This is a genomic window from Desulfovibrio sp. Fe33, assembly GCF_028532725.1.
Lineage (GTDB): Bacteria > Desulfobacterota > Desulfovibrionia > Desulfovibrionales > Desulfovibrionaceae > Pseudodesulfovibrio.
Map to the genome: position 1 here is coordinate 58133 of NZ_JAQKGU010000006.1, position 13000 is coordinate 71132.

14 protein-coding genes are annotated in these 13000 nt (G+C 62.1%); 12 read left to right on the forward strand and 2 right to left on the reverse strand.

Annotated elements, in window-relative coordinates; all coding sequences use genetic code 11:
* Positions 1–47: 47 nt before the first annotated feature.
* Positions 48–701: a tetratricopeptide repeat protein gene (locus PSN43_RS09550; RefSeq protein ID WP_272700491.1), complete on the reverse strand. Its 654-nt coding sequence runs from the start codon at positions 699–701 to the stop codon at positions 48–50.
* Positions 702–1032: 331 nt separating this feature from the next.
* Here PSN43_RS09550 and PSN43_RS09555 point away from each other — a divergent pair, with 331 nt between their 5' ends.
* A complete protein-coding gene (locus PSN43_RS09555) occupies positions 1033–2292 on the forward strand; it encodes a glutamate-5-semialdehyde dehydrogenase (RefSeq protein WP_272700492.1) in 1260 nt (419 codons plus the stop codon).
* 148 nt (positions 2293–2440) lie between these two features.
* Positions 2441–3103, forward strand: a complete 663-nt coding sequence (gene nadD, locus PSN43_RS09560; protein WP_272700493.1) for a nicotinate (nicotinamide) nucleotide adenylyltransferase — start codon at positions 2441–2443, stop codon at positions 3101–3103.
* Between the two features lie 51 nt (positions 3104–3154).
* Here the strand turns inward: nadD and PSN43_RS09565 are convergent, their stop codons facing one another.
* On the reverse strand, positions 3155–4177 hold the full coding sequence (locus PSN43_RS09565; RefSeq protein ID WP_272700494.1) for a glycosyltransferase family 9 protein: 1023 nt from the start codon (positions 4175–4177) through the stop codon (positions 3155–3157).
* A gap of 130 nt (positions 4178–4307) precedes the next feature.
* On the opposite strand from PSN43_RS09565, the gene PSN43_RS09570 reads away from it, so the two are divergent.
* The 10 genes from PSN43_RS09570 to PSN43_RS09615 all read left to right on the forward strand — a co-directional run bounded on the left by PSN43_RS09570 (position 4308) and on the right by PSN43_RS09615 (position 12980).
* Positions 4308–5360 carry a hemolysin family protein gene (locus tag PSN43_RS09570; RefSeq protein ID WP_272700495.1) on the forward strand — a complete coding sequence of 351 codons (1053 nt, stop codon included), beginning with the start codon at positions 4308–4310 and terminating at the stop codon, positions 5358–5360.
* Between the two features lie 29 nt (positions 5361–5389).
* Positions 5390–5830, forward strand: coding sequence for a cytochrome c maturation protein CcmE (locus tag PSN43_RS09575; protein ID WP_272700496.1), 441 nt, complete (start codon positions 5390–5392; stop codon positions 5828–5830).
* Between the two features lie 131 nt (positions 5831–5961).
* Positions 5962–7860, forward strand: coding sequence for a heme lyase CcmF/NrfE family subunit (locus PSN43_RS09580; protein WP_272700497.1), 1899 nt, complete (start codon positions 5962–5964; stop codon positions 7858–7860).
* Positions 7861–8526, forward strand: coding sequence for a heme ABC exporter ATP-binding protein CcmA (gene ccmA, locus PSN43_RS09585; protein ID WP_272700498.1), 666 nt, complete (start codon positions 7861–7863; stop codon positions 8524–8526).
* Positions 8520–9197, forward strand: a complete 678-nt coding sequence (locus PSN43_RS09590) for a heme exporter protein CcmB (RefSeq protein WP_272700499.1) — start codon at positions 8520–8522, stop codon at positions 9195–9197. Before ccmA ends, PSN43_RS09590 begins: the two co-directional genes overlap by 7 nt.
* A 2-nt stretch (positions 9198–9199) precedes the next feature.
* The gene (locus PSN43_RS09595; protein WP_272700500.1) at positions 9200–9862 is read left to right on the forward strand and encodes a cytochrome c biogenesis protein; all 663 of its coding nucleotides are present in this window, start codon (positions 9200–9202) and stop codon (positions 9860–9862) included.
* Positions 9863–9891: 29 nt separating this feature from the next.
* Positions 9892–10038 carry a CcmD family protein gene (locus PSN43_RS09600; protein WP_272700501.1) on the forward strand — a complete coding sequence of 49 codons (147 nt, stop codon included), beginning with the start codon at positions 9892–9894 and terminating at the stop codon, positions 10036–10038.
* Positions 10028–10633 (forward strand): tetratricopeptide repeat protein, encoded by a 606-nt coding sequence (locus PSN43_RS09605; protein ID WP_272700502.1) that lies wholly within the window; start codon positions 10028–10030, stop codon positions 10631–10633. The genes PSN43_RS09600 and PSN43_RS09605 overlap by 11 nt, the downstream gene beginning before the upstream one ends.
* 186 nt (positions 10634–10819) lie before the next feature.
* Positions 10820–11995, forward strand: coding sequence for a branched-chain amino acid ABC transporter substrate-binding protein (locus PSN43_RS09610; protein WP_272700503.1), 1176 nt, complete (start codon positions 10820–10822; stop codon positions 11993–11995).
* Between the two features lie 82 nt (positions 11996–12077).
* Complete coding sequence (locus PSN43_RS09615) at positions 12078–12980, forward strand: branched-chain amino acid ABC transporter permease (protein ID WP_272700504.1); 903 nt, start codon at positions 12078–12080, stop codon at positions 12978–12980.
* Positions 12981–13000 lie beyond the last annotated feature (20 nt).

Here is a 13000-nt window from a genome sequence, read left to right on the forward strand (position 1 = left end):
GCGGCCGGACGCTTGCGCGCTCGGCCTCTTTGTTGATTGAAGATTGGTTATTCGTTTTCCAGCTGGGAAATCTTGTACTCGATGAACGGCTTGTCGCCGATGTTCTCGGCGTCCAGCTTCTTGTAGGCGGCCAGGGCTTCGGCCTTGTCTCCGGCGGCCTCGGCGGCCAGGGCGAGCTGGCGGTAGACCGGGACGGTGTAGGCTTCGGTGGCCTCCTGGGCCAATCCCTTCATTTCCTTGAGGGCGTCGGCGCCGTGTCCGGCCAGGGTCATGGCCTTGGCCTTGCCGAGGCGGGCGACGAAGCGCATCTCGCCGTCGGTCATGCCGATCAGGTCGTTCCAGTAGCCTTCGGCCTTGGCGTAGTCGCCTACGGTCATGGCGGTCTGGGCCGCTTCAAGGGTGACGGCGGGCAGAACGGAGGACGGAACGCCGCCGAGCATGGCTTCGAGTTTGGCCAGTCTGTCGGCTCCGGTGGAGGAAACCATGATGTCGCCGAGCTGTTCCTGGGCGGTAGCGGCGGCGCTGGAGTTGTAAGCCTTGAAGCCCGCGTAGGCGACGGTCACGACCAGGATGACGCAGACCGCGGCGATGAGCTGCTTGCGGTACTTGAATGCGGCTTCGAGAACGGGGTGCAGGGATACGGGCGTGCGCGCCTCGATATCGGCCAGCACGTCGGGTTGGACGGGATTGGTTGCAGCCATGTTTTTTTCATGCCTCCATGAGGGTGATTTTCTAGATGGGCGGGCCGGGAGTCTAGGCCCGGCAACGCAGAGGGCTTGATAAGCAAAATTGTAAAAAAGGTCAAAGCCTATTTTGGAAATAGGACGGAATTACGCCAAATAACAGGTAGTGGAAACGGACCGTTTTCGTAAAAAATAACAAAAAATGTAAATTGATCTGGCGTAGTCGAACCAAAGCGTATTCGGCGCATGAAGACGGGAATTGACTTTGGCCCCCGGGCGAGGTTAGCAAAATGAGCCTGCCGGTGCTGAATTTCATTCGTCGGCGGACGTATTTTTCAAGGAGATCAACATGGACATTCGCGAACAGATGGTGGAGATGGGCAAGCGCGCCAAGGCGGCGTCGCGCAAGCTTTCCGCGTCCTCGGGCAAGGCCCGGCAGGACGCCTTGCTGATTCTGGCCGACCTGCTGGAATCCGAGGCCCCGGCCATCGGTGAGGCCAACCGGCTCGATCTCGACGCGGCGGCGGAGCGCGGACTGGACAAGGCGCGCGTACAGCGGCTGACCATTTCCGAGAAGGTCCTCAATTCCATGATAAAGGGATGCCGCGACGTGGCGGCCATGGCGGACCCCGTGGGCGAGATCGAGTCCATGGTCAAGCGGCCCAACGGAATGCTCGTGGGCCGTATGCGCGTGCCCCTCGGCGTGGTGGCCATGATCTACGAATCCCGGCCCAACGCCACGGTTGACGCGGGCATCCTCTGCCTCAAAGCGGGCAACGCGGTCATCCTGCGCGGCGGTTCCGAGGCCTTCCACTCCAACACCTGCCTCGCCGGGCTCATGCATCGCGCCTTGGAGCAGGCCGGACTGCCTCGCGACGCGGTTCAGGTGCCGTCCACCACGGATCGCGAGGCCGTGACCGAATTGCTCAAACTGGAAGAGTACATCGACGTGGTCATCCCGCGCGGCGGCGAAGGGCTCATCCGCGCCGTGACCAGCCAGGCGACCATGCCGGTTCTCAAGCACTACAAGGGCGTGTGCCACATATTTGCCGATGCCGGGTGCGACGTGGCCAAGGCCGTGCCCATTGTCGAGAACGCCAAGATGCAGTACCCGAGCGGCTGCAACGCCCTGGAATGCCTGCTCGTCCACAAGGACGCGGCCGGGGAGTTGCTGCCCAGGGTGGCCGAGGCCATCGGCCCCAAGGGCGTGAAGTTCAAGGCGTGTCCCGGTTCACTGCCCCTGCTCGGGAAATACGCCGAGCCCGCGGTGGATGCGGATTGGGGTTTCGAGTTCCTGGATCTGGTTTTGGCGGTCAAGATCGTGGACGGACTGGACGAGGCCATGGACCACATCGCCCGGTACGGCTCCAACCACACGGAAGCCATCCTGTCCGAGGACTACGCCCACTGTATGCGTTTCATCCGCGAGGTGGACGCCTCCCTGGTAGTGGCCAACGCGACCACCAGGTTCAACGACGGAGCCCAGCTCGGCCTCGGCGCGGAGATCGGCATTTCCACTTCCAAGCTCCACGCCTATGGTCCCATGGGCATCAAGGAGCTGACCAGCGCCAAGTTCGTTCTGCTGGGCGAAGGGCAAATCCGCGAATAGCCGGACCGACACATATTGTTGCATTGAACGGGCCGTCCTCGGGGGCGGCCCGTTTTTGTGCGCCCGCTGCGCCGCGCGGCGTATTCCCGGCTTCGGCTTGCGGGCTCGGCCCATCAGGGCTATCGTTATGTCATAAAGGAGACAGGCAGTGAAGATCGGCATACTCGGCGGCAGTTTCAACCCGGTGCATACCGGCCATGTGCGCATGGCGGTGGAGGTTCACGAGCAGCTCGGCCTGGACCGGGTCGAGTTGGTTCCGGCCGCCGAACCGCCCCATAAGCCAAGCGGGGGGCTGCTGCCCTTCGAGCTGCGGCTGGATTTGGTGCGCCGGGCCATCGAAGGCATTCCCGGGTTGGGAGCCAATCCGCTGGAGGCGGAGCGGTCCGGCCCGTCGTTCACCTGCGACACCCTGACATGCTACCGCACCGAGCGGCCTGACAATGAGCTGTATTTCATCCTGGGCGCGTCCACCTTTCTGGAGCTGCGCAATTGGCGTCGCGGGTTGGAAATACCGACTCTGGCGTCACTCGTGGTGGTCAACCGATGGGAGGCCGCGGAGGCGGTGGCCGGATTCGTGGCCGAGCAGTGGCCCGAGGCGACGCTTGAGGGCGAGGGCGTTTGGCGGATGCCCGGGGGCAACGAGATCAGGTTGCTGGACATACCCCGTCTGGACATCAAGGGCGGGCATATCCGACGCCGCTGGTTGGACCGCCGCAACTTGAGCCTGCTTGTCCCGGATGGCGTGCGGGCGTTGCTTGAGGACCGTGCCGAAGAAATCGCGCGATGCTGGGGAGAACGCCGGACGATCTGACCGTCCGCCGAACCGTCCCGTTTCCTTCCTTTTGCGGGCGATGCCCCGCTTTTATCGAAGATATTTGCCGAGCGAGGCGTGGACCGCGTCGAAGACCGACTCCGGCGTGGTTTGGGTCATGCACTCGAAGCCCCTGGGGCATTGCCTGGCCCCGTGCAGGGAGCAGGGGCGGCAGGGCAGCTCCCGTTCCAGGACGACGTCCTCGGGTCCGGCCGGGTAGAATCCCCAGACTTTGGCCGTGGGACCGAAAATGGCGACAACCGGCGTGGATACGCCGCAGGCCAGGTGCATGGGGCCGGAATCGCCCGTGACCAGCAGATCGGCCTCGTGAAGCAGCCCGCAGGTCTCGCGCAGGTTCGTGGCGTTTGTCAGGTCGCGGTCGTGCCCTTTGCGGAGCGGATTTTCGCTTCTGCCCACCACGAACCAGTTGACGTCCGCTGCGTCGAGCAGGGCGCACAGCCGCAGCCAGTTCTCGGCGGGCCACTGTTTGGCCGGGTGGGTGGCGTAAGGGTGCAGGGCGACCAGAGGTCTGTTCTTCGCGATGGGGGCGAGCCGCCGGGCCGCGTCTGACTTTTCGGTCTCGGTCAGGTAAATGCGCGGGAGCAGGGCTTCGCGCGGGGGCGCGGTTTCGTCCAGCGCCAGGGCGTATCTCTGGGGGACGTTGAGGGCTTCGAGCCTGCGCCGGAACCGTTCGGCGCGGGTGCGCTCGAACAGGCGGCGGGTCAGGCTGAATTTGGGGTAGCGGCGCACCTCTCCATGCCAGCGCAGGGCGAGCAGGCGGGAACGCAATGTGCCGTGCAGGTCCACAAGGACGTTTCCGGCATATTGCCGGGCCAGTTCGCCGGTGCGGCGAAACCACCCCGCGTCGGTCAGGTCGGCTTTGGAAAGGCCCACGGTTCCGGCCACGGCGGGATGGTTTTCCAGCAGGGGCAGGTTGGCCTCCCTGGTCACGAAAATGAAGGAGGTTCCGGCCGTTTCATGCCAGTGGGCCAGGACGCCCGTGGCCAGCGCCACGTCGCCCATGTGCCCGAGGCGGAAGGCCACGGCGGGTTGCTCTGCTGCGCGTGAATCCATGCCCGTCCTGTTCGCCTCAATCGTCTTGGAAGTCAAGCCTGTTGCGTGTTGCGCAGGTCCGTGGCATCTGGTACATCCATCGGTAAGGTACAGTGTTCGATCCTCTCTTTTCCAGGAAGTGACAAGATCCATGGTTGAACTAATTCTCGCCGTCGGCGTGGCCGTCTTCGTGTCTGCGTTTTGTTCCGTGGCCGAAGCGGCTCTTTACTCCATGAGTTGGGCCGACATTCAGAAGCTCAAGGACAGCGGCCGCAAGTCCGCGCTTTTGCTTCATAGTCTCCGTTCGAAAATCGATGAGCCCATCACGGCCATCCTGACGCTGAACACCTGCGCGCACACCGCGGGAGCCGCCGTGGCCGGGTGGGCCTGGGCCAAATTGTACGGCGACGACACGCTTTGGCTCTTTACACTTTGCTTTACAGTAATTATTCTCATCTTCACGGAGATCATGCCGAAGACCATCGGTGTGCTCTATTCGGATGTGATCGCTCCCATTTTGGCTCGTCCCCTCAAGGGGATGGTCTGGGTGTTCAAGCCGATCATCGCGGTCATGGGGCTGTTGTCCAAGGCCGTGAAGCATCGGGAGTCCAAGCCGGACCACACCGAGGACGACATCAGGGCCATCGTCAGCCTGACGCGGCGTTCCGGGGTGATAAAGCCGTATGAGGAGACGTCCATTCGGAACATCCTCTCCCTGGACTGCAAGACGGTCCGGCAGATCATGACCCCGAGGACCGTGGTTTTTTCCCTGTCGTCGGACATGACCGTGGCCCAGGCCCGGGAGGAACATCCGAACTGGCCCCACAGCCGCATCCCGGTCTTTGACGAGGACCCGGAGGACATTGTGGGCGTGGTCTATCGGCGGGTGGTGCTCGAAGCCCTCGCCGACGACAAGGACGAGCTCAAGCTGGCCGACATCATGCGTCCGGTGCGGTTCGTTCTGGAGACCGTCACCCTGGACAAGCTCCTGGTGCAGTTTCTGGGCAGCCGGATGCATCTGGCCGTGGTCCTGGACGAATACGGCGGGGTGGCCGGGGTGGTCACGCTGGAAGATGTCCTCGAAGAGATCCTCGGCAGCGAAATTGTTGACGAGACCGACCAGGTGGTGGATATGCGGGAACTTGCCCGCACGCAGCGCGACGAATTGACCCGCGCCCGCAACGGTTCGGCGGATAAGAAATAGCATCAGCCGCGCTCCGCGCAAGGAAACATATGGCCAAGAGTTCCAACAAGATCGTGTACGCCGTCGCCCTGGCGCTGTTCCTGGGCGGCCTTTCCTATCTCATCTTCTCGGGCCTGACCCAGGATTCGGTGTATTTTCTCAACGTGACCGAGGCCCTGGCGCAGGATCGGGCCGAGATCGGCAACGCACGCCTGTTCGGCAAGGTGTCGCCCGCCGGGCTGTCCATCGCCGACGGCAAGCTCGGAGCCGATTTCGATCTGGTGGACAAGATGCAGGGAGACAAGGCGTTGCGGGTGCAGTACAAGGGCGCCTTGCCGGACACCTTCAAGGCGGATGTCGAGGTCATCGTGGAGGGGAAGTTCTCCCCGGACGGCCGTGTCTTCGTGGCCAGGACCCTTGTGACCAAGTGCCCTTCAAAGTATGAAGAACAGAGCAAAGAGATGGAGATGCAGAAGGGGCAGGCTGGTTAGTGAAATCTTTTTCACATGATTGCGTCCCGGTTTATTCCTCTCTATTCCCGTTGAACTCTCCGAAGGAAGCCGAGGGCCGGAGGGGTGTCCTTCCCTCGGCTCGCTTGTCGAACTTGTCGTAAGGAGCCTCTATGCATCTGACCGGATACGTCGGTTTACTCTTTTCCCTGCTCGCCTTTCTCTTTCTCGCCGGGTTTTCCGGTTTCGCCGCTTGGTCCAGAAAAGAGGGAGCCCTGAACGTCATCGAGCGGGGCCAGTTCATCGCCGCCTGCGGCGTCATCTTTTCCACGCTTATCCTGCTGGTGGCCCTGACCTCCAGGGACTACTCCTTCCGCTACGTCTACAACAACGTGGATAATGCGCTGTCCTTCGTCTACACCCTGACGGCTTTGTGGGGCGGGCGTGAAGGATCGCTTCTGAGCTGGGAGCTGATTATCGCCATATCCGGCATGATTTTCGTGGCGACGCCCGGCTACAAGTCGTTCAGCTCCGAAACCAAGCTCTATTTCTGGATGTTCTTCCTGACCGTGCAGGGCTTCTTCCTGCTCCTGCTCACCGGCTGGTCCAATCCGTTCATCGAGATCATTCCGGCTCCCGGCGACGGGCGCGGCCTCAACCCGCTCCTGCGCAACCCCGGTATGATCTTCCATCCGCCGCTTCTGTTCATGGGCTTCGCCCTCTACACCATTCCCGCCTGCGCGGCGTTGGCCTCGTCCATAGCCAGCGAGAAAAAATCGTGGATCAAGGTGGTCCGCAATTGGAACATCCTTTCCTGGGTCTTCCTGACTGCGGGCATCATCCTGGGCGGCTGGTGGTCCTACATGGAACTCGGATGGGGCGGCTACTGGGCCTGGGACCCGGTCGAAAACGCCTCCCTGATCCCCTGGTTCGCTGGAACCGCCGTGCTGCATACGGCCATCATCGAGTCCAGGCGCAACGCCTTGCAGCGGACAAACGTCTTCCTGATGTCCCTGACCTTCATCCTGTGCATCTTTTCCACCTATCTGACCCGGTCCGGAGTCATCGACTCGCTGCACACCTTCGGCGAGTCAGGCGTGGCCCAGCCCCTGTTCTGGTCCATGATCTTCTTCCTGGTCCTTACCCTGATGGTCGTCTTCCTGTCCGAGCGTCTGACCCACCGCTCCCTGTCCGACTTTGTCAGCCGTCAGGGGATGCTGGTCATTGCGGCCTGGTTCCTGCTCGCGCTTGGCATGGTTGTCGCCCTGGGAACCATGTGGCCTGTCATCAGCAGGTTGTGGACCTCGTCGCCCATGGGGCTCGACGCCCATTTCTACAACCGCGTCTGCCTGCCGTTCATGGGGCTGCTGGTGCTCATCTTCTGCTTCTGCCCCTGGCTGGGCTGGAAGGGCGGCGTCCGCAACATGAAGGGGCTTGGCGCGGTGGGCGCGGTGCTTGTCGCCGCCTTTGCCGGGTTCTACTTCTCGGGCATGACCAACGTGCTGGCGGCCCTGACCGCCGCCGCCTCTGTGGCCGCCGTCGTCGGCATCGTCCTGCTCTTCATCCTGTATCCGACCATGCGCGCCTCGCGCCACGCCTGGGGCGCTTACGGCGTCCACCTCGGCCTGGTGCTTCTTGCGCTCGGCGTGGCCTTCTCCGGGCCGTACAAGACCGAGCGCGAGGTTGTTCTGGCGCAGGGCGAGTCCGTGGAAATAGGCGATTTCACCGTGACCTATTCCGGTCTGCACGAGGACCGCAACGTGGGCGATATCCTGGCCCGGGCCACGGCGACACTCGCCGTGTCCAAGGACGGCCGGGAGATCGGCGTGCTCAAGCCCGACAAGCGCATCTACAAGAACTTCACCAACCAGCAGTTCGCCGAGGCGTCCATCATTCCGAGTTTCGGCGATGAGCTGTACGCCACGCTGCTCGGCCTCACCGAGGACGACAAGGCCAGCTTCAAGATCAGCGTCAACCCGCTGGTCAACTGGATCTGGATCGGCGGCACCCTCATGTGTCTGCTTGGTTTCCTTCTGCTCCGGCGTATTCCCCGACCCGGCGAGGTCAGCTAGATGAGCGATTCGGGCAAGTCGCTGCTCGCAGTGAAGCGGGCGGCAAAGTTCTACGGAAACAAGCTCGTCTTCAAGGAGGTCTCCTTCGAGGTCCTGCCCGGCAGGATTCTCCTGGTGGCCGGTCCCAACGGGGCGGGCAAATCCACGCTCATGCGCATCATGGCCGGGTTGAGCAAGCCGTCGGCGGGCGAGGTGACGCTCAATCTCGAACCCGAGGATGTGGCCTATCTCGGTCACGCCACCTTCATCTATCCCGGCCTGACCGCGCTGGAGAACCTGCGGTTTTGGGGAGCCATGTACGGCCTGACGCCTTCCCGCGACGAACTCATGGCCCTGCTGGCGAGGGTCGGGCTTGAACGGGCGGCAGAGGAAAAGGCCGGATCGTTCTCGCGCGGCATGGCTCAGCGGCTCAATCTGGCGCGCATCTATCAGGCCGACCCCAAGCTCATCTTTCTCGATGAACCGGGCACCGGCCTCGACCCGGCCTCCCTGCGAAGACTGCGCCAGGAGATAACCTCCCTGCGCGACCGGGGCGTGTCCGTGGTCTGGATCAGCCACCATGTGACCGAGGACGCGGCCCTGGCCGACGACGTCCTCGCCCTCGGCGGGCGCAAGGTGGAATATTTCGGCCCGGCTTCGGGCTTCACTCCGGAGGGCGCATGTTGAGGCGTACGGTTCTCATCGCGAAGAAGGACCTTCGGCTTTCCCTGTCCGGAGGGCAGGGGTTGGTCCAGGCGGTCCTGCTCGGCCTGTTGCTTATCTTTCTGTTTTCCCTCTCCAAGCCGCTCGACGGAGCCATTTCGCCTCAGGCAGCGGGCGCGATTTTCTGGCTGGCCTCGGCTTTCGGACTGGTCCTGGTCTTCAACGACCTGTTCGCCATCGAGGAGGCCAACGGGGCGCGCATCGGCATTCTGGCCTCGCCAGCGCCGGTGCACTCCGTCTGGTTGGGCAAGGGATTGGCCGGTTTCGGCCTTCTGTTCGTTTCCCAGCTCGTGTTTCTTCCGGCCACGGCGGCCTTTCTCGGCCAGTCGGTCCACGGGCCGTGGTGGCTGCTGGCGGTCACGCTGCTCGGCGCCGATCTCGGGCTGGTCATCATAGGGGCGCTGCTCGGGGCGTTGTCCCAGGGGCAGGCGGCCCGGGAGTCCCTGCTCTCGGTCATCGTGTTCCCGCTTCTGCTGCCCGTGCTTCTGGCCGGGATAACCCTGTTCGGCCTGTGTTTCTCGCCTGAGCACACCATGGGGTACGACAAGTGGCTCGACCTGATATTCGCCTTTGACTGCCTGTTCGGCGGGGCCGGGTTGTTTCTGTTCCCGTTCGTCTACAGTGGGGAAGAGTAGTTATGAAAGTTTCCATTTTGGCGGCCCTGGCGGGCATCGCCCTGGCCGTCCATCAGACGATGATCTGGTTCTACGCGCCCATCGCCCAATCCGGGCCTGTGCAGAAAATTTTCTACATGCACCTGCCATGTTCCTGGTGGGCGCTGGTCTCCTTTTTCGTGGTATTCGCGTCTTCCATTCTCTACCTGTTCACCCGCAAGGCGGCGTATGACCGGGTGGCCGGCGGGGCCGCCGAGCTCGGCGTGCTGCTCGCCACCCTGACCTTGATTTCCGGGTCCACGTGGGCCAGGGCCGAGTGGGGCCATTGGTGGCTGTGGGACCCGAAGCTGACCACCGCCCTTATCATGTGGTATGTCTACGCGGGCTATCTGGTCCTGCGGAACACGCCCATGGGCCGCGACCGCAAGGCGCTCGTCTGCGCCGTGCTCGGCATCGTGGCTTTCCTGGACGTCCCGCTGGTCTTTTTCGCGGCCAAGCTCTGGGGCAGTGCGCACCCCGACGGGTTGGCGCGTCAGGGATCGGGCATGGAGGCGCGCATGTGGCACACGGTCTTCGCCGGGCTATTCGCCTTCGGCCTGCTCTGGGGGGCCATGCTCATGGCCCGCATCCGTCAGCTCGGCCAGCAGGCGCGGCTCGAAGCCATGCTCGTTTGGGACGAGGAATAACCAACACGCAACCAGCCTGAGGATACAGCATGTCTGCAACCACCTACATTTTCATCGCCAACGTGGCCATCTGGCTCGGCGTGGCCGGATATCTGGTCTTTCTGGCCTCGCGCTCGGCCGATCTGGAAAAGCGCATCCGTCAACTGGAACTCCTGGGAGGCGACCATGACGGATAACCGCGTCCCGTTTGGCAGGAAAGCCGTCATCCTGGCTGTGTTCCTGTCTCTGGCGGCCATGTTCGCCACCAGTTTCGTCTATCGCCTGAATCACCCCAACCTGTTCGTGAAGTCGCAGGCTTCGCGCAACGTCGCGCCCGACGATCACGGGGAGGCCGGTCCCGGTCCCATGGGCGGAGCCATGAGCGGGGCCATGTCCCGCGTCAAGGAGTTCATGGACAGGGTGGACAAGAACCCCGAGGACGTGGACGCCCTTGTCGGGTTGGGCAATTCGTTTTTGATGATGCGCGCCTGGGACCGCGCCCTGGAGCCCCTGGAAAAGGCCCGGCAGATCAAGCCGGAAGACGCCAATGTGCTCAAGGCCGTGGGCATCGCCTATTTCAACAAACAGGAATACGACAAGGCGAGCGCCGCCTATGAAGAGATTCTCAAGATCGACCCCGAAGACACCCTGGCGCTGTTCAATCAGGGAGTGATTTACAAGCATTTTCTCAACAAACCCGACGAGTCCCGGGCCTATTTCGAAAAGGTCCTTGCTCTGGAAAAAGGGGATGCGGAAATGCTGAAGCTGGCCCGCGAGGAGCTTGCTAAATAGATTGGGCAATGATTATGGGGTGTTGATGGCATCTCCCCCCGGGCGGATAAGATTGACAAGAGCCTGAAAATAACTACAATATCACATTCCGTGGCTTTATCCGCCGAAGACGGCGTTTTCGGCGGGCGTCTGTAGTTTTATACATTGAATGGTAACGAACCCTTATACATCTTGAGGAGAGGAAGCATGAGAGTCAAACTGAGTCTGATTGCCCTGTGTTTCGTCCTGGCTGCCATGCTGGCTGCTTGCGGCGGCGAAGCGAAGAAGGATGAGAAGAAAGATGCCAAGGCCGATGTCGAGACCGGCGAAGTCGCCGCTCCCACCAAGATTGTCCTCGGCGTGGCCGGCGCCCATTCCGGCGACCTGGCTTCCTACGGTCTGCCCAGCGCCAACGCAGCCAAACTTGTTGCCAAGAAAATCAACGCCGCCGGCGGCGTGAACGGCGCCATGGTCGAAGTGGTTCCCCAGGACGACCAGTGCAAGCCCGAACTGGCCACCAACGTCGCCACCAAGCTGCTCTCCGACGGCGTGAAGATTGTGCTCGGCCACATCTGCTCCGGCGCCACCAAGGCCGCGCTGCCCATCTACGTGGACGGCAAGATCGTGGTCATGTCCCCCTCCGCCACCAACCCGCCTCTGACCCAGTCCGGCGAGTACCCGAATTTCTTCCGGACCATCGCGCCGGATGATGCCCAGGCCGCTTTGGAAGTCGCTTTCGCCAAGAGCCTCGGCCTGAAGAAAATCGCCATCATTCACGACAAGGGCGACTACGGCAAGGGCTTCGCCTCCTTCTGCCAGCAGTTCATCGATGCCGATCCCGAGATCGAAGTGGTCCTCTTCGAGGGCGTGACCCCCGGCGCGGTCGACTATTCCGCCGTGGTCCAGAAGATCAAGAGCTCCGGCGCGGAAGGCGTCATCTTCGGCGGCTACCACCCCGAAGCTTCCAAGATCGTTACCGGTATGCGCAAGAAGGATATGAACATCCCGTTCATGTCCGATGACGGCGTGAAGGACGATACCTTCATCAAGGTCGCCGGCAAGTACGCCGAAGGCGTCTACGCCACCGGTCCCATGGATTTCTCCAGCAATCCCCTCTACACCGAGGCGGTCGAGGCTCACAGGGCTGAGTTCGGGAGCGATCCCGGTCCGTTCTTCCCCGAAGCGTATTCCGCCGCCCTTGCTCTGCTGAACGCGGTCAAGGTCGCGGGCGGCACCGATTACAACAAGCTGATCGACGCCCTGCACAGCTCCTACGTCGACACCCCGGTCGGCAAGATCAAGTTCGATGCCAAGGGTGACGCCGAGGGCGTCGGCTTCGCCGTCTACCAGGTGAAAGACGGCAAGTACATGGAAGTTAAGTAATTGTAAGCTTCCGAAAGGATTAGACCAGGGGACGGGCCAAAGCCCGTCCCCTGGATTTATTTAATGAACAGGAATCACGACAATGGAATATTTCCTTGAGCTGTTCATGGGTGGCCTCACCCGGGGCAGCATCTATGCTCTGATCGCCCTCGGCTACACCATGGTCTACGGCATCATCGAGCTGATCAACTTTGCCCACGGCGAAATCTACATGATCGGCGCCTTCACGGGGCTCATCGTGGCCGGCTTGCTGACCATGCTCGGGTTCCCCGGTCCCGCCATCCTGGTCATCGCCATCGTTTGCGCGATCATCTGGGCGGCCGCATACGGATTCACCATAGAAAAAATGGCCTACAAGCCGCTGCGGAACGCTCCCCGGCTGTCTCCGCTCATTTCCGCCATCGGAATGTCCATTTTCCTGCAGAACTATGTCATGCTCGCCCAGACCTCGGACTTTTTGCCTTTCCCCGAGCTGATTCCGCATTTCGCCTTCATTGACAACATGGGCAGCATTTTGAGCTCGGCCGAACTGGTCATCATCCTGGCGACCGTCGCTTCCTGCGTCGGCCTGACGCTGTTCATCAAATTCACCAAGCTGGGCAAGGCCATGCGGGCCACCGCCCAGAACCGCAAGATGGCCATGCTGGTGGGCGTCAACGTCGACATGGTCATTTCGGCCACGTTCATCATCGGCTCCAGCCTCGCGGCCGTGGGCGGCGTGCTGATCGCTTCGCACATCGGCCAGATCAACTACTACATAGGCTTCATCGCGGGCATCAAGGCGTTCACCGCCGCGGTGCTCGGCGGCATCGGTTCCCTTCCCGGGGCCATGCTCGGAGGTCTGGTCCTCGGTCTGACCGAGGCGTTCGCCACCGGATACGTTTCCTCGGATTACGAGGACGTGTTCGCCTTCCTGCTGCTCGTCCTCATCCTGATTTTCAGGCCGTCGGGCATCATGGGCAGGGAAAAGACCCAGAAGGTCTAACAGAGATCATCGCGGCCCCC